Origin of the sequence: Natronobiforma cellulositropha (genome assembly GCF_025629245.1) — an archaeon.
GTDB lineage: Archaea > Halobacteriota > Halobacteria > Halobacteriales > Natrialbaceae > Natronobiforma > Natronobiforma cellulositropha.
The window spans coordinates 178863-195080 of record NZ_JANZXN010000030.1 but is presented as its reverse complement, the minus strand read 5'-3'; the positions used below and the strand labels follow the sequence as shown (position 1 = coordinate 195080).

Sequence of the window (16218 nt, the reverse complement as noted above, 5' to 3'; positions counted from 1 at the left end):
CCACTCCTCGCCGGAATCTGTGGTATGCTATCGCACACCTGAGAAACGGTTATGTAAGTGCGACCAGATGTTCTGCGTACTGCGATCACCGCCGCGTGATCTGCGTTCACCGATGACCACGACGATTCCCACCACGGCGCTCGCACTCGCGAAGAGCGCCGTGGCGGTACCCGGGTTCGGAGGCTGGTATCCGAACGCCTGGGCACTCCGCGGCGTGGTCCTCTCGTCTCCGGTGTCGATTTCACTCGGCATCCACTCCGTCCGCGCCGCATAGGGCCGCTCTCTGGGCCGGACGGACCGTACTTCTCCCGAGGAGACGCCGACGTCCAGTGACCGGTCTCGAGTGTGGACTATCCCCGTGGTGAGCCGGTCACCACCCGCGGGACGCCGGTCGACGTTCCAGTCGCACCCGCACCTCGAGTTCGACTCTCGACGGGGACCTGATGGCACGACAGACACAGACTCGAGCCGTCGTTGCAACGCTCTCCGTACGCGTCCCGCTGGGCGCGTCGGGAACCCTCACAGACGGCGTCACGGCCGTCGTCGACCGAGTACCGGCCGTCGACGCGGTCGCCGACCCACAGGTCCAGGGCCTGAAGCCCGGTCTCAACGACACTGTCGTCGAGGCTCGCCTGGCGGTCACCATCCGGACGCCGGTCGGTGACCGCGGCGAAGACGTCGCCCTCGCCAGACGGGTGCTCGAGGACGGTGTCGGCATCCTCTCGGTCGACTCGCTCGAGCGGGTGGCCGAGGAGGCCGATGGCCCGGTTCACGCCCAGACGGTCGGTGTCGGGTAGTCGCGGCCGTGTGACGCCGCCTGTGGCCCTCGCTGGCGTCAGCGGTCGACGGTTCGCTCGGTTACGGTGATCCCCTGCCGCCCGAGGTGCTGGAGCTGTCGCCGGGCGAACTCCTCTTCGCGGGTGCCACGCGTCGCGAGGACGTAGACGAGTGCCCCGCCCGTCGGCCGCATCGTGCGCCCCGCCCGCTGGGTTCCCTGGCGTCGCGAGCCGCCGAGTCCCGAGGCGACGATCGCGACCTCTGCCGTCGGGAGGTCCAGCCCTTCGTCACCGATCCGCGAGATGACGAGCACGTCACGCTCGTCACGGCGGAACTCCTCGAGCAGCGCCTGTCTGCGGTGGTGTGGCGTCTCCCCGCTGAGAAACGGCACGTCGAGGGCGTCGGCGATCTCCTGGCCCTGCTCGAGGTACTCGACGAAGACCAGCGCCTTCGCCGTCGGGTGCGAGGCGAGCAGGTAGCGGATCTCCTCGAGCTTTCGGCGGTTGCTCGCGGCGACCTGATAGCGTTCTCTGCCCTCGGTGGCGGCGTACTCGTCCGCCGCCTCGTCGTCCCAGGGGACGTACCGGATCTCGAGTTCCGGTTCGGCGACGAACCCCGCCTCGAACAGCGCCGCCCAGTCGGTGCCGATCGGCGGCCCGACGAGCGTGAAGATCTCTTCCTGGCGGTCGTCTTCCCTGATGGCGCTGGCGGTCAGCCCCAGGCGGTGGCGCGACTGTAAGTGGGTGCTGCGCCGGTAGACGTCGCTCGGGACGTGGTGGACCTCGTCGAAGATCACGAGTCCCCACTCGCGGTCGTCGAACAGCGACCGGTGGCGGTCCATTCCGGCGATCTGGTAGGTCGCGACGGTCACCGGCCGGACCTGCTTGACGCCGCCGTGGTACTGGCCGACCTGTGCCGGCTCGAGGCTGGTGTGCTCGAGCAGCGCCTCCTGCCACTGGCGGGCGAGGTCACGGCTCGGGACGAGGATCAGCGTCTCGCCGCCGACCGCTTCGATCGCCGCCATCGCGGCGACCGTCTTCCCGCTGCCGGGTGGGCCGACGAAGACGCCCTGGCCGGTCGCTTCGAACCGCTCGACCCACGTCCGCTGGTACTCGCGTAAGTTCACCTCGAGTTCGACTGCGAGTTCGTCACCACCCTCGAGGTCACGCTCGTCGCGGACGGGGTAGCCCGCCTCGTAGAGGAGCCGTTTGATCGCCGCCTCCGCACCCTCTCTGACCCAGTCTTCGGTCTCGGAGATCGGTGCGTGGACGTGCTCCTCGTCGAGTTTCTGGCGGGCGACGTTCCCCATCACCTCCGGCGTCCGTCCCTCGAGCACGGTGTACTCGTCGGGGTGGGTGTAGAGACGGAACTGCTGGGCGCGGTCCCACTGGCTCTCGATCCACGCCTCGAGCGCCGCAGAGCGCTCGCCGAGCGCCTGGCGTACCGTCCGCTCGAGTCCTTCGAACGTCGAGTGGGGCGCTTGCCAGACGTCCTCGGGTCTGACGACGTAGCGGTAGCCCCCGTCGCCGGTGGCGTCGGCCTGGTGGGCGAACTGGGTGAGCTGTGCCCGCGTAAACTGGCTCGGCTGGTCGACGACGATCTCTCTGCGTTTGGGGAAGACGACCACGCGCTCGCGCTCGGTGAGGTCCTCGAGTTCGCTCGGGAACCAGACGACCGGGTCGGCCGACACCGACAGGCGCTCGAGCGCACCCGTCTCGGCGAGGCGCTCGAGGTGGCCGGTCGCCGTTTCCTGGCTACACTCGAGGACACGGGCGACCGTCGCCGCGGTGAGGACGGGCCGCCCCTCCTGCTGACAGCAGTCGTGAAACGTTGCGAGAGAGAACGTCTCCCCGCCGTTGCTCCCGGCTTCGCCCTCCACGTCGCTCGAGTCGGCCGCGCCGTCAGCGCTCCCGGATCCGTCTGAACGGTCTCCACCGTCTACACTTTCCACACTGTCTGAACCGTCCGAACGGTCTGCACCTTCCGAACTGTCTCCGCTGTGCTCACCGCTCGTGCCGTCTTCGCCTTCCTCCTCGACGGTCGCTGCGTCGTCCGTCTGTGGCGTCTCCTCACCCGCCTGTGTGGGGACGTCGCGTTCCTCGGTCACTGTCTCTCGAGTATCGCGTCAGGCGTATACCAATTTCGCTCCCACGGCTCCCGGTGGGGCGTTCCAGACCGGGATATTTGGTCGCCGCGAACCGTACTACCGGCTATGTCCTCGAGACCTGCCCGTACGCCGTGGCTCTCCGACCGAACCGGTCTCCTCGTGGTGACGCTGCTGGCGGTGGTGCTCGCTGCGCTGGTCGTCCTCCCGTACCTCCAGTACGTCCTCTTCGCCGTCGTCCTCGCGTACGTCTTCGCTCCCGCCCAGCGCCGCCTCGAGCGCTACGTCGGCTCGACGGCCGCCGCGCTGGCGCTCATCGCGGTGGCGATACTCACCGTCATCCTGCCGATTCTGTACGTCCTGGCGGTGGCCATCGAGGAGGCACTCGAGATCCTGGCCGCAGTCCAGGAGGGGACGCTCGACGCGGAGACGCTCGAGGCTCGTCTCCAAGCGGTCGGCTACACCGGCGACCTCGGCCAGCTGTACGCGACCTACCAGGAGCCGATCGCGACGGGGGTCCAGGGTCTCGCGACGGCGACGCTCGGGGTCGTCGGCGGGTTACCGAACCTCCTCATCGGACTCACCGTGACGGTGTTCGTGCTCTTCTCGCTGTTGCGCGACGGCGAACGGTTCGTCGCGTGGCTGCGAGCGGTGACGCCGCTGCGCGCGGACGTCGAGCGCGAGCTGTTCACCGAACTCGACCGGCTCATGTGGGCCTCGGTGGTCGGCAACGTCCTCGTCGCCGCGATTCAGGCCGTCTTACTCGGTATCGGTCTCGCCGTCGCTGGCGTCCCGGCCGTCGTCTTTCTCACCGTCGCGACGTTCGTCTTCGCACTCTTGCCGCTGATCGGCGCGTTCGCGGTCTGGTTCCCGGTCGCGCTCTATCTCGTCGCGCTCGGCCGTCCCGTGACCGCCGCCGCCCTCGTCGCCTACGGTCTCCTCGTCAGTGCCTCGGACAACTACCTCAGACCCGCCCTGATCGGTCACCGGAGCGAGTTCAACGCCGCCATCGTCGTCGTCGGCATCTTCGGCGGTCTCGTCGTCTTCGGTGCCGTCGGGCTGTTCATCGGTCCGGTCGTCCTCGGCGGCGCGAAGATCGCCGTCGATCTGTTCGCTCGAGAGCGCGCCCGCTCGTCGGCTCCGTAACGAACCGCACCTTCTCGAGTCCTGCCGGCACTCCCAATCCGTACACGGTATGTCGCGATATGTTCGTGGCTGCCCGAGGTGATTCCCTTCGTTGGGAAGACGGGCCCAGCGACCGCTCACCCAGTGCTTTGGCTCCGTCGAGTACCGGTTATAACGAGAAATAGTATCACTGTACCACCATACATGTATACTTTTCAAATGGGTCCTGAAGCGTGCCGTACTGTGGCTGAGGACACGGTGTATCCGGTCTCGAACCCACTCGAGAAGTCGAAACGCCCGATACGACTACCGCCTGTGGTGAAAACGACCTCACGATCGGTTGAACCGTTCGAATACGCCCTCGAACCTCGATCCACTCTGGTCGCGGCAGAACTACCGCCTCAATACTACTTCGGAGAATGTCCATGATCGAGGCCATGAATGCACTCTCGCACTCGCCCGTCCAGGCATTTCCTCGAGCAGTACTGTTATACCAACGCCGTGTTTCTGTGTACACGATGGGAGACACACGACTGGTGCTCGCGCTCTGTGGGAGCTTACGCGACGCGAGTACCACCAGACTCGCCCTCGAGCACGCCCTCGACGCGGCGGACGAGGCGGGTGCAGCGACCGAACTGATCGACCTCCGGGAGTGGGATTTGCCGTTGTTCGACCCCGACGACCGCGACCGCGGCGACGCCGCGAGGCTCAAAGCGCGCGTCGCCGAGGCCGATGCGGTGCTCTTTGGTACGCCGGTGTATCACGGCATGATCTCGTCGGCGCTGAAGAACGCCTTCGACTACCTCGGCAAAGACGAGTTCGAGGGGACGACCGTCGGCCTGCTGGCGACGGCGGGCGGTGGCTCGTACGCCGCGACGCTCGAGCACCTGCGGACGGGCGTCCGGACGGTCCACGGCTGGACGCTCCCCCACGAAGTCGGCATTCGACGGGCCTCCGCGGCGTTCGACGAGGAGGGGGCGTTCGTCGACCCCGACATCGACGCCCGGGTTCGCAAACTCGGCCGGATGGCGGCGACCTACTCGTTCGTCGAATCCGACCGCCTCACACCGGTCTCCTCGAGCGAGTAACGACCCTCGGCCGACATCTCTCGTTGCTCGTCTGAAGTCTTATGTGTGCGCTGGCCGTACCACCACCGATGTCAGTCACCTACGAGAGCCTGACGCTCGAGCGTCTGGGCCACGCCAGCGTCCGTATCACCACCGACGACGGACTCGTCGTCTACGTCGACCCGTGGAGCGGCGCGCTCGACTCCGCACCCCGGGACGGCGACGTCGTCTTCGTCACCCACGACGACGCCGACCACTACGATCCCGAAGCGATCGAGGCGGTCGCCGCACCCGATGCCACCGTTGCGGCCTACCGCGCTATCGACACCAGCGCACTCGAGTTCGCCGTCGTCGGTCTCGAACTCGAGGGTGAGACGGCCGTCGAGGGGATCGGTGTCCGAACCGTTCCGGGCTACAACGACCCCGAGGGCCCACACGTCGACGACGAAGGTGCGCCGTTTCACGCCGATGGCGAGGTGATCGGTCTCGTCCTCACCCTCGACGGCGTGACGGTCTGCTATCCGTCGGACACAGATGTCCTTCCACACCACGAGTCGCTCGAGGTGGACGTGCTGTTGCCACCGATCGGCGGCCACTACACGATGGACCGCCACGAGGCGGCCGCGTTCGCCCGTCGCGTCGATCCCGACCTGGTGTTGCCGGTCCACTACGACACCTTCGACGCCATCGAGACCGACGTCGACGCGTTTCTCGAGGAACTCGCTGCCGACGGAATCGACGCCCGGGCGTTCTGATCGGGCAGCGCCCGTCACGTGGTCACTGCTCACGGTGCAGTCGGCGGCCGAACCTGCGTTCAGCCGTGAAAGCAGTCGACGTACTCGATGACGGTCCGCGAGAACTCTTCGGGGTGCTCTAAGAAGATCATGTGTCCACAGTGGTTGATGATCTTCATCCGGACCGCCGGGTTGTGCTGGGCGATCGTATCGAACGTCGCCAGTGCCATCACCGGTGGGACGGTCGGATCGTTTCGCCCGAATACGTAGAGCACCGGCATGGTGAGTTCGCCCGCCTTGATCCGCTGGTGGGTCTCGTTCATGTGCTCGTCGAGCGTCTCCTGCCAGCGCTCGAGCCGTCCCTCCTCGTACATCAGCGTCGTCGTCTCGAGACCCTTCTCCGTACGCTCCATCGAGGCGTCGATGCCGACGCGCTCGTCGGTGATGTACGAACGCTGGTGGGAGTACTGGCGGTAGAAGTACTCCATGTACGCGGGGTCGGTCTTCTCGAGACCGTGAGCGTCCATCTCGAAGATGATGTCGCGGCGGTGGGCGCCGTCACCCGCTGGTGGACCGAGCGTGGCGCTGTTGCAGATGATCAGGGTATCGAAGCGCTCGGGCTCTTCGACGGCGATCCGCGTTGCGAGACCGCCGCCGCGCGACCAGCCCGCGAGGTGACACGACTCGAGTCCCATCGCGTCGAGAAATCCGAGCGCGTGGTCGACGTCCGTCTGGTAGACGAACGCCTCCGGGTCGGCCGGGTTCTCCGTCATGCCACAGCCGACGCGGTCGAACGCGAGCACGCGGAACCGTTCGCGCAGGAACTCGAAGGTCTTCGACCAGGTGTTCGCACTACTCGAGCCACTCCAGTTGTTGCCGTGGATCAGCACGAGCGGGTCACCGTCACCGACGTCGTAGTAGCGCGTTCGGATGCCGTCGACGTCGACGTACGACGGTTCGTAGCCGTCGATTCCAGCGTCGTCGTCGATGTCTTCGTACGTCTCGTCTTGTTCACTCATAGGTAGTCGTGGAGTCTTCGCTACGCAGGCGTCTCCGCTCGCGTGACTGGCGTCTCCGGGCCACGACTCGAGTCTCGAGCGGTGGCCTATAACCGTTCCGTATGCACCACTCCTATCTGTTAATACATCGCTCGTCCGCTGTGAGCCGCCACCATCGCTCGCTCACTGGTCCGGTCGTTCTCACCGTCTCACTCCTCCTCGAGTCCCCGTCTCCGAAGCGCGTGCGAATTGTCACCACGTATTTCCTCCTGCGCTTCTGGCGTATGTTCGAAAATTCCCCCGATACGGTGACGAACCCGTTTCCGGAACGGTTCGCCGCTTCCACGGTAGGACGCCTGTACGTATGAAAATCGAGCGATTCAGCGACGAGTGTGTGGGTGGGTGACACCATACATTGCCGCTATCGGCCGTCGATAGATTACAGGCCTACGATTGTAATACGTGTATTCGCTCTTCGGTGGCATACAATGTTCCTATTATATAGAATGTGTGCCAGGAACGGTACTATCTGTTCGCCGCCGCGGCGGAGCGCGTGCGCTCGGCTGTCGCTCTCGTAGCCGTGACCGAGACCCGCTCCGAAGCGGTGGCCGTCCCGTAACGAAGGGTCGACACTCACCGTTGTACGCTGTGGCAAGAGAAGGGGACAGACGACCGGCCGTGCCCACGGCGAACCGGGAACGAACGTCGGCGTTCCGGTCTGTCGTCCGCCCGTCTGTCGTTGTGCTCGCTCAGTCTTCGAGCGTCGGTGCCATCGACTCGAGCGTCTCGAGGACCTCGGCGAGCGGCGTGACGTCGGCGTACTTCATGTCCATGTCGAACAGCGACATCTCGTGGGAGCTGATCGAGCGGTCGGCGACGCACTCGATGGGGGCGACGATGGTAAAGTTACTCGACTTGCCGTCGACCACCGTCGCCCTGACACAGCCGCTGGTGGTCATTCCGGTGACGATGACGGTGTCGACGCCGTAGTAGTGGAGCACGTTCGAGAGGTGCGTGTCGAAGAACGAACTCGGCGCTGGCTTCTGGATGACGACCTCGTCGTCGGCCGGCGCGATTGGCTCTGCGATGGCGTTCCCCTCGGCGGAGTAGATTCGTCGGCGCTCTTCGACCATCTCGGGGTCGCTCGAGGACCCCAGTCGATACTCGTCCGGCAGGACGCCGTCGTCGATGGGCGTGGTGTAGAAGACCGGTATTCCCACCTCGCGCGCCGTCGTCAACAGCGTCTCGTTCGCGTCGACCGCCGCCTGGCCGGTGTCTGTGCGTCCGGTGATGTACTCTTCGTCGACGAACGCTTCGGTCATGTCCACGATCAACAGGGCGGGATTCTCGCCCCAGCCGCGTGTCTTGTCCGTCCCGCTCTTCGCGAAGTACTCGAGGTCGGTATCACTGACGTAGTCGGGTACGTAGTGACCCTCCCGTATGGTTTCACCCATGGAAGGACCATCGCTCTCGGTCGGATAAGGGTTCTGTACATACCGTATGGGGGTAGCAGGGTGACCTAATACTGTTCGGTGGGTTCACGGCTTTTCGCCCGTGTTCGCCACCATCGAGCGTCCCGGTGTCACCACCGTCCCGACGAGCACATCTCGTTTCCGTACACCCACGTACGTGATCACACACGGTGAGACGATATCTACAGGGTGAATGTCCAGTAGTGGCCTAAACCTGATTTAGGAACTAGTAGTGTACATCATGCAAGGGCATCGAACATACGGAATTGATAAGTATGAGGGGGCGTTTCCACAATTCGAAGTATGAAGGCAACGCATACCGTCAGTGAGGCATCCGGACGACGACAATTCATGCGGTACGTCGGAGGCGGTGCCGTCGCGGGGACGGTGCTTCTGGCGGGCTGTGCCGGCAGTGAAGATGGGGGAGACGATACGGGTGGCAGTTCCGACACCGGGTCAACCGGTGGGTCTGGTGGCTCGTCGTCGCTCTCGGAGATCGAGATCATCCTCAGTTCGACGGGGGCGGACACCGTCGACCCACACCAGTCGGCGGGGATCCCAGCCTCGTCAGTGACGACCAACAGCTACGAGGGGCTGCTCACGCGCGATCCGACCGGTGAGGTCGTACCGGCGCTCGCGACCGACTGGTACCGCGTCGAACCCGGCCAGTACCGGTTCGAACTCAGGGAGGGGGTCCAGTGGCACGAGGGTGGCGAACTCACGGCCGAGGACGTCCAGTACAGCATCCGACGGATCATCGACGACGACGTGGACATCACGTCCGACAGACAGGGCCACGTCATCGGCATCGAAGACGTCGAAATCGTCGACGACTACACCGTCGACCTCGTCTCCGATGGGCTGAACACCGCTATCGTCACCTCTGCCGCGTCGTACCTCGGCATCATGGTCCTCAACAAGGAGTGGGTCGAGTCGAACGACCTCGAGACGGTCAGCACCGAGATGAACGGCACCGGGCCCTACCGCCTGGTCGAATTCGTCGAGGAGGAGTACGCGGTGTTCGAGCCGTTCGAGGAGTACTGGGGTGAGCCACCTGCGTTCGAGCAGGTCACCTACACCGGCATCACCGAGAGTTCGACCAGGGTCAACCAGTTGCTCGCGGGCGAGGTGCAGTTGATCGAGACGCTCCCGCCAGCCGACGTGAGTCGCGTCGCGGACCACGCCGACCTCTCCGTCACCTCCCGGCCGAGTTCGCGCGTGATCCACGGCGTCATGGACGTGACCGTCGAACCCTGGGACAGCAAGGAGTTCCGTCAGGCGATGAACTACGCGGTCAACAACGAGGAGTACATCGAGAACGTCATGCAGGGCTTCGGGACCGTCTCCTCACAGCCGGCGCTCCCGGAGATGTTCGGCTACAACCCGGACCTCGATCCCTACCCGTACGACCCCGAGCGCGCGGCGGACCTCGTCGACGAGAGCGGCCACGCGGGTGTCGAGATCGAACTCAGCTTCGGCGTCGGGCGAATGCTGCTCGACACCGAGTTCGTGACCGCCGTCGCGGGCTACATCGACGACCTCCCGAACGTCACCTGTACGGTGAACGAACTCGACCTCTCGACGTTCGGGACGCTCTGGAGTACGAACCACGACCCGGACCAGATGGACTTCTTCGCCGTCGGCTACGGCCACCCCTCCTACGACGCCTCCCAGACGTTCCAGGCGATCGTCCTCTCCGAACGCGTCGGCCGGTTCGGCAAGGTCGAGAGCGACGCCAGAGACGACATTCAGAATCTCGTCGACCAGGCGGCCCGCACCGAAGACCGCGACGACCGCGAGGCGCTCTTACAGGACGCCGCCGTGATCGCGCAGGAGGAGGCCGTCTGGCTGTTCCTCCACCAGCAAGAGAGCGTCTACGGGATCGACGACGCCTTCGACTGGACGCCGCGCAACGACGAACTGATGACGACGGCCGGGTCCCGTCCGGCCGAGTAGACGTACGACAACATCCACAACCAATTCGCCACACAATATGAAAGACGAACTCGTATTTTTAGGCAGACGGCTGGCTCAGGGCGTCGTCGTCGTCTGGGGCGTCGTCACCACGGTGTTCCTGTTTCGCGTGATCTCACCGACGAACCCCGCACAGCTGATGGCACCCGACGACGCGACCCCGGAACTCATCCAGCAGATCGAACAGGACCTCGGTCTCACCGAACCGGTGTTGAACCAGTACGTCTACTACCTGAGCGGCGTCCTCCAGGGAGACCTCGGCTTTTCCTACATGACGAACACGCCGGTGTTGCGCCGAATCATGTTCGCCCTGCCCGGCACGCTCGAGCTCGCCGCCGCTGCACTGGTCTTCGCCGTTCTCGCCTCGATTCCACTCGGCATCCTCAGTGCGATGTACCGCGGCTCGCGGATCGACTCGACGTCGAACCTCGTCTCGCTGGGCGGCGTCAGCACGCCGAACTTCTGGCTCGCCATCATGATGGTGTTGCTCGTCTCCGTCCAGCTCGGCGTCCTCCCGACCAGTGGACGACCGATCGGACTGGTCGACGCGCTCACACTGCTGGTCTTCCAGGCCGACCCGAACGGACTCACCTCGTGGGTCGCACACATGATCCTTCCGACCATCGCGCTCGGTACGTACTTCATGGCGTTGCTGTTCCGGCTGACGCGAAACGGCGTCCTCGAGGAACTCGGCAAGGAGTACGTCCTCGCTGCACGCGGGAAGGGGCTTCCCGAGTCGTTGCTCATGTACCGGTACGTACTTCGGAACAGCCTCACGCCGGTCGTGACGGTGACCGGCTTACAGCTCGGTGGATTGATCGGCGGCTCCGTCGTCGTCGAGTCGGTGTTCGCCTGGCCCGGTCTCGGCACGCTGTTCATCAGGTCGCTCAACGTCTCCGACTGGCCGATGATGCAGGGCATCCTGATCCTCGTCGGTGCCGGCTACGTCCTGACCAACATCACCGTCGACTTCGTCAACGCGAAACTGAACCCACAGGTCGAACTCGCATGATATCTGATAGAACTCGGACGTCCCTCGAGCGAGAGATCAGGTCGAACACGGTCGCGACGATCGGTGTCGCGTTACTCCTGAGTATGTTGCTCATGGCCGTCTTCGCCCCGGTGCTCGCTCCCCACGACCCGACCGACCAGGATAGCTCTCGAAACCACCAGCCACCGCTCTTTTTCGGCGGTGAGGAGTCGGAGACGACCCGGATGATCGACGGCGAGATTCGGACGGTCACCGAATCGAACGCCGGCACGCTCGCCCACCCGCTCGGCACCGACAGCAACGGGCGTGACGTCCTCTCGCGCACCATCTACGGGGCACGCACCTCGATCATCGTCGCGTTCAGCGCGATGGCCGTCTCCCTCGTCGTTGGAACGACCGTCGGCATGGTCTCCGGCTACTACGCCGGACGAACCGACTCCGTGCTGATGCGCTTCGTCGACATCGTCCTCGCGTTCCCCGCCCTCTTGATAACCCTCGCGATGATCGGCATCCTCGGGAACATCACCGTCACCGTCCCCGACCCGCTGGTCGCCAGTGGCCTGGTCTCCGACCGGCCGACACACGCCGTCATCCCGGTTACGATCACCCTCGCCATCTCGAGTGTCGTCTGGGTGTGGATCGCCCGCGTCGCCCGTGGTGAGGCCATCGCTGCCAAGAACGAAGAGTACGTGATGGCGGCGCGAACGATGGGGATGAGCAATCTGGGTATCATCAGGAAACACGTCCTCCCGAACTCGATCACGCCGATTCTGGTGCTGGCGACGATCCAGGTGGCCTCGATCATCATCATCGAGAGTTCGCTCTCGTTTCTCGGCTTCTCCGGGACGACCCTCTCCTGGGGCTACGACATCGCCGCGGGCAGGGACTACCTCGCCACCTCCTGGTGGCTGTCGACGGTCCCTGGCCTGTTCATCGTCGTCACCGTCGTCGGCATCAACCTCCTCGGTGACCTCCTCAGGGACGCCCTCGACCCGGGTATCCAGCGGGGTGGGCTATGACTGAGAGCATCATCTCTGTCCGTGACCTCACGACCCGGTTTTTCACCGACGCCGGACAGGTCAACGCCGTCTCCGGAGTCAGCTTCGACCTCTACGGGGGCGAGGTCCTCGCGGTCGTCGGTGAGAGCGGCAGCGGCAAGAGCGTCACCGGCCGCTCCCTGATGGACCTGATCGAACCACCGGGTGCGATCGTCGACGGCGAACTGTGGTTCCACTCGCCGGAACTCGCCGCCGACCTCACCGACCACCCGGACGCCGTCGACGGCGACTTCGTCGACGTCCGCGCCGTCTCACCAGCGGTTCGCCGGTCGCTCTGTGGCACCGAGTTCGGCATGATCTTCCAGGACCCGGGTGCCGCGTTCAACCCCTCGCTGACCGTCGGCGAACAGATCGCCGAGGCGGTCGAGTGTAACGCACGCCTCGCCCGCGGTGAAACCTACGGTCTCTCGAACTTGCTCCGTGACGTCCTCTCACCCGCCTCCTCGTTCGTCTCCCCCGAGAGCTTCGAGCGAGCGGTCGACTTACTCGAGCGCGTCGACATTCCCGACCCGGCCGCCCGCGCCGACGAGTATCCACACCAGTTCAGCGGCGGGATGCTCCAGCGGGCGATGATCGCCCAGGCGCTCGCCGCCGATCCCACGGTCCTGATCGCCGACGAACCGACGACCGGACTCGACGTGACGATCCAGGCCGGCATCATCGAACTGCTGGACGAACTCCGGATCGACACCGGAGCCAGCATCCTCCTCATCACCCACAACCTCGGCGTCGTCGCCGACATTGCCGACCGGACGGCCGTCATGTACGCCGGCGAGTTCGTCGAAGTCGGCCCGACCGACCGCGTCTTCGACCACCCGGCCAACCCCTACACCGAGGGGCTGCTCGGCTCACTGCCGACCTTCGACGACCCGAACGCGCCGATCACACCCATCCCCGGCAACGTTCCGAACCTGCTCGCCCACGAGATGCCGCCCGGCTGTTCGTTCGCCCCGCGCTGTCCGGCGGCGACCGACGAGTGTACGGCAACCGACCCCGAACTCGAGCCGGTCGCGACCGACTCGAGCCACCGGGTCGCCTGTATCCACGCTGACATCGCCGCAGATGCCGGCTCCTCGTCGCTCGCGGACTCGACCCTCCGCCCGATCGACACGCCGGCTCCCGAACGAGGTGACGTCGCCTATGAGTAACGAACCCGCACCGGTACCCCAGGACAGTCCCGGACGCACCGCTCCCGACCGTGGCCCTTCCGCCCCCCTCCTCCGGGTCGACGGCTTGCAGAAACACTACGTCGACGACCAGGGGCTGGCCGACTGGCTGCTCTCGAACGACCCCGGCAGGGTGCGCGCGGTCGACGACGTCTCGTTCGACCTCTACCGCGGGGAGACCCTCGGGATCGTCGGCGAATCCGGCTGTGGGAAGTCGACGCTCGCGCGGACGATCCTCGGGCTTCACGAACCCACCGCGGGCCGCGTCGAGTTCACCGGCACGGACGTTCACGAGCAGGTCGCCACCGACCGCAAGCGCTTCGCGAGGCGTGCCCAGATCGTCTTCCAGGACCCGTCGTCCTGTCTCGATCCGCGGATGACCCTCCGCGAAATCGTCCGCGAACCGCTCGACATCCACCAGGTCGGTGCGAAATCCCACCGGAACGAGACCGTCGCCGACCTCGTCGAGCGCGTCGGTCTCTCCACCGACCACCTCGAGCGCTACGCGAGCGAGTTCTCCGGCGGCCAACGCCAGCGCATCGGTATCGCCCGTGCGCTCGCGCTCGATCCGGAACTGATCGTCCTCGACGAGCCGACGAGCGCGCTCGACGTCAGCGTCCAGGCGCAGATTCTCACCCTCCTCGCCGACTTGCAGGCCGAGTTCGACCTCACCTACCTGTTCATCTCACACGACCTCTCGGTCGTCCGCTACCTGTGTGACCGGGTCGTCGTCATGTACCTCGGCCGGGTCGCCGAACTCGGTCCGGTAGACCGGGTCTTCGAGGATCCGTCCCACCCCTACACCCGGATTCTCCTCGAGAGCACCCCCGGCCGGGGCGCTCGAGCGGGTGACCGGAAGGCAGCGACCACCGACATCCCCTCGCCGCGAAACCCACCCAGCGGCTGTCGGTTCCACACCCGGTGTCCGGTGGTGGTCCCGCCAGAGACCTACGGAGCGGCGTTCGAACGGGACGCCTGGCCGGGCATCCTCGAGTACAGCCGCCAGGTGCGCGCCGGCCGCTTCGACGCGGACGCCCTCGCGACACTCGCCGACCGACACGGAGTCGACCCCGAGGACGAGGTGGCGCTCGAGCGAGCGATCAGAGACCGGTGTTCGATACCGCAGCCGCTCACGGACGAGATCGCAGAGGACCTCCTCGGGGCGAGTCTCGCTGCGCTGGTGTCGGGAGACACCGAGACGGCGCTCGCTATGCTGGAGGCGGACTTCGCCTCGCCGTGTGCAGCGACTGCGCCGCCGTTCGTCGAGGTTGGCTCCGAGCACCGGGCGGCCTGCCTTCGGGCCTGTGAACAGGACGGCGAGCGATGAGTCGCGGGGAACTCACCCGTGCGCTCGGCGACCGCCGGCGAACGTTCGCGGAGTGGAAGCGCTTCGTCCGACTCGGCTGGCCCATCTCGGTGCAGTCGTTCGTCCGGACGGGGATGCGTACGACCGACGTCCTCGTCGCCGGTCTGTTCGGCCCGGCTGCCATCGCCGCGCTCGGTCTCTCGAACCTCTACACGCGACTGGCGCTGTTCACCGGCATCGGTATCGGGACCGGCTCACTCGCACTCACCAGCCAGGACACCGGCAGCGGCGCGGACGCGAACCGTGACCAGGCGGTGACACAGGCGCTCCTCCTCGGCTTCCTGATCGGTATCCCGTTCGCCCTCTTTGCGTTCCTCTTTAGCGAACAGGCACTCGCTCTCTTCGCCCCGCCAGCGGAAGTCATCGAGACCGGCGCGCCGTACCTGCTGCTCGTCCTCGGCACGGCCCCCTTCCGCCACATCGTCCTCATCGGTGAGAAGTCGATGCAGGGGACGGGTGATACGATGACCCCGATGTACATCCGCGGGGGCGCGAACGTCGTCAACATCATCGGGACGGTCACCCTCGGTCTCGGACTCGGTCCCGCTCCGCAACTCGAGGTCGTCGGCATCGGTCTCGCGACGGCTGGCTCGAACGTTCTCGCCGCCGTCGCGGTCATCCTCGTCTTCACCACCGGCTGGTCCGACGTGAACCTCGTCAGACCGACCGACCTCACCATCGCGAAACAGATCGTCGCCATCTCGATTCCGCGCACCGTCGAAGGCTTCTCGACGACGGCAGCGAGCTTTCCACTCGAGGCGATCCTGGTCGCCTTCAGCGTCGAGGTGTACGCCGCCTACACGGTCGGCCAGACCGTCCGCTCGCAGCTGACTGGCCCATTCGCACGGAGCTACGGCGTGCTGGGTAGTATCCTCACCGGTCAGGCGATCGGTGAGAAGCGCATCCGGGACGCCCACTTCAGCACGGCCGCGCTGACGCTGTTCTGCTGTCTCACCATCGGCATCCTCTCGCTCACGATGCTCGTCGGCAACGAGTTCTTCGCGAGCATCTTCTCCGACGACGCGACGACGGCCGAGGCGGCACGGACGTTCATCGTCGTCTTCGCGATCGCCGCCCCGCTCGAGGCGCTGTTCCGCTCGTACTCCGGCATCCTCCAGGGGGCCGGTGAGACGACCAAGCCGTTCATCGCGGAGATCACCGGCGTCTTCGGACTGCTCCTCGGGATCACCTACGTCGGCGGCATCGTCCTCGGCGGGGGCGTCGTCTTCGTCTACCTCGCGATCGTCGCCTACAACGTCTGGCGGTTCGGTCTCATCTACTTCTGGTACAACCAGGAGTTCTGGATCGAGAACGCCCTCCACCACCTCGAGGTCCGCGGCAGCCTCGAATCGGACTAGACTCGCCCCGAGGGCGACCTCTCCTCTC

The 16218-nt window shown here is 65.6% G+C and carries 13 protein-coding genes and 1 pseudogene; 11 read left to right on the top strand and 3 right to left on the bottom strand.

The window, feature by feature from the left end; genetic code table 11:
- The first annotated feature begins 112 nt into the window (after nucleotides 1–112).
- Both N0B15_RS13850 and N0B15_RS13845 read left to right on the top strand, forming a co-directional pair.
- Nucleotides 113–274, top strand: coding sequence for a hypothetical protein (locus N0B15_RS13850; protein WP_263020296.1), 162 nt, complete (start codon nucleotides 113–115; stop codon nucleotides 272–274).
- Between the two features lie 169 nt (nucleotides 275–443).
- Nucleotides 444–797, top strand: coding sequence for a hypothetical protein (locus N0B15_RS13845; protein ID WP_263020295.1), 354 nt, complete (start codon nucleotides 444–446; stop codon nucleotides 795–797).
- A 38-nt stretch (nucleotides 798–835) separates the two neighbouring features.
- Here the strand turns inward: N0B15_RS13845 and N0B15_RS13840 are convergent, their stop codons facing one another.
- Nucleotides 836–2728: a DEAD/DEAH box helicase family protein gene (locus tag N0B15_RS13840; protein ID WP_263020370.1), complete on the bottom strand. Its 1893-nt coding sequence runs from the start codon at nucleotides 2726–2728 to the stop codon at nucleotides 836–838.
- A 261-nt stretch (nucleotides 2729–2989) separates the two neighbouring features.
- Here N0B15_RS13840 and N0B15_RS13835 point away from each other — a divergent pair.
- From N0B15_RS13835 to N0B15_RS13825, 3 genes and pseudogenes are all read left to right on the top strand, one after another.
- Nucleotides 2990–4018, top strand: a pseudogene (locus N0B15_RS13835) (AI-2E family transporter); the annotation flags it as partial.
- 506 nt (nucleotides 4019–4524) lie between these two features.
- Nucleotides 4525–5094 carry an NADPH-dependent FMN reductase gene (locus tag N0B15_RS13830; RefSeq protein ID WP_263020294.1) on the top strand — a complete coding sequence of 190 codons (570 nt, stop codon included), beginning with the start codon at nucleotides 4525–4527 and terminating at the stop codon, nucleotides 5092–5094.
- A 68-nt stretch (nucleotides 5095–5162) separates the two neighbouring features.
- Complete coding sequence (locus N0B15_RS13825; RefSeq protein ID WP_263020293.1) at nucleotides 5163–5828, top strand: MBL fold metallo-hydrolase; 666 nt, start codon at nucleotides 5163–5165, stop codon at nucleotides 5826–5828.
- A gap of 59 nt (nucleotides 5829–5887) precedes the next feature.
- Here the strand turns inward: N0B15_RS13825 and N0B15_RS13820 are convergent, their stop codons facing one another.
- Together N0B15_RS13820 and N0B15_RS13815 are read right to left on the bottom strand one after the other, a co-directional pair.
- Nucleotides 5888–6826 carry an alpha/beta fold hydrolase gene (locus N0B15_RS13820; protein WP_263020292.1) on the bottom strand — a complete coding sequence of 313 codons (939 nt, stop codon included), beginning with the start codon at nucleotides 6824–6826 and terminating at the stop codon, nucleotides 5888–5890.
- 728 nt (nucleotides 6827–7554) lie between these two features.
- Nucleotides 7555–8259 carry an isochorismatase family protein gene (locus N0B15_RS13815; RefSeq protein WP_263020291.1) on the bottom strand — a complete coding sequence of 235 codons (705 nt, stop codon included), beginning with the start codon at nucleotides 8257–8259 and terminating at the stop codon, nucleotides 7555–7557.
- A 369-nt stretch (nucleotides 8260–8628) separates the two neighbouring features.
- On the opposite strand from N0B15_RS13815, the gene N0B15_RS13810 reads away from it, so the two are divergent.
- The 6 genes from N0B15_RS13810 to N0B15_RS13785 are packed head-to-tail and all read left to right on the top strand — an operon-like array spanning nucleotide 8629 to nucleotide 16190.
- Nucleotides 8629–10233, top strand: a complete 1605-nt coding sequence (locus N0B15_RS13810) for an ABC transporter substrate-binding protein (protein ID WP_263020290.1) — start codon at nucleotides 8629–8631, stop codon at nucleotides 10231–10233.
- Nucleotides 10234–10270: 37 nt separating this feature from the next.
- Complete coding sequence (locus N0B15_RS13805; protein ID WP_263020289.1) at nucleotides 10271–11263, top strand: ABC transporter permease; 993 nt, start codon at nucleotides 10271–10273, stop codon at nucleotides 11261–11263.
- The gene (locus N0B15_RS13800; protein ID WP_263020288.1) at nucleotides 11260–12261 is read left to right on the top strand and encodes an ABC transporter permease; all 1002 of its coding nucleotides are present in this window, start codon (nucleotides 11260–11262) and stop codon (nucleotides 12259–12261) included. Before N0B15_RS13805 ends, N0B15_RS13800 begins: the two co-directional genes overlap by 4 nt.
- Complete coding sequence (locus tag N0B15_RS13795; protein ID WP_263020287.1) at nucleotides 12258–13448, top strand: ABC transporter ATP-binding protein; 1191 nt, start codon at nucleotides 12258–12260, stop codon at nucleotides 13446–13448. Before N0B15_RS13800 ends, N0B15_RS13795 begins: the two co-directional genes overlap by 4 nt.
- Nucleotides 13441–14793, top strand: a complete 1353-nt coding sequence (locus N0B15_RS13790) for an ABC transporter ATP-binding protein (RefSeq protein WP_263020286.1) — start codon at nucleotides 13441–13443, stop codon at nucleotides 14791–14793. Before N0B15_RS13795 ends, N0B15_RS13790 begins: the two co-directional genes overlap by 8 nt.
- Nucleotides 14790–16190: an MATE family efflux transporter gene (locus N0B15_RS13785; RefSeq protein WP_263020285.1), complete on the top strand. Its 1401-nt coding sequence runs from the start codon at nucleotides 14790–14792 to the stop codon at nucleotides 16188–16190. Before N0B15_RS13790 ends, N0B15_RS13785 begins: the two co-directional genes overlap by 4 nt.
- Nucleotides 16191–16218 lie beyond the last annotated feature (28 nt).

Coding starts and splice junctions, on each gene's coding strand:
- N0B15_RS13850 (WP_263020296.1), top strand. CDS start 113: ATGACCACGACGATTCCCACCACGGCGCTCGCACTCGCGAAGAGCGCC.
- N0B15_RS13845 (WP_263020295.1), top strand. CDS start 444: ATGGCACGACAGACACAGACTCGAGCCGTCGTTGCAACGCTCTCCGTA.
- N0B15_RS13830 (WP_263020294.1), top strand. CDS start 4,525: ATGGGAGACACACGACTGGTGCTCGCGCTCTGTGGGAGCTTACGCGAC.
- N0B15_RS13825 (WP_263020293.1), top strand. CDS start 5,163: ATGTCAGTCACCTACGAGAGCCTGACGCTCGAGCGTCTGGGCCACGCC.
- N0B15_RS13820 (WP_263020292.1), bottom strand. CDS start 6,826: ATGAGTGAACAAGACGAGACGTACGAAGACATCGACGACGACGCTGGA.
- N0B15_RS13815 (WP_263020291.1), bottom strand. CDS start 8,259: ATGGGTGAAACCATACGGGAGGGTCACTACGTACCCGACTACGTCAGT.
- N0B15_RS13810 (WP_263020290.1), top strand. CDS start 8,629: ATGCGGTACGTCGGAGGCGGTGCCGTCGCGGGGACGGTGCTTCTGGCG.
- N0B15_RS13805 (WP_263020289.1), top strand. CDS start 10,271: ATGAAAGACGAACTCGTATTTTTAGGCAGACGGCTGGCTCAGGGCGTC.
- N0B15_RS13800 (WP_263020288.1), top strand. CDS start 11,260: ATGATATCTGATAGAACTCGGACGTCCCTCGAGCGAGAGATCAGGTCG.
- N0B15_RS13795 (WP_263020287.1), top strand. CDS start 12,258: ATGACTGAGAGCATCATCTCTGTCCGTGACCTCACGACCCGGTTTTTC.
- N0B15_RS13790 (WP_263020286.1), top strand. CDS start 13,441: ATGAGTAACGAACCCGCACCGGTACCCCAGGACAGTCCCGGACGCACC.
- N0B15_RS13785 (WP_263020285.1), top strand. CDS start 14,790: ATGAGTCGCGGGGAACTCACCCGTGCGCTCGGCGACCGCCGGCGAACG.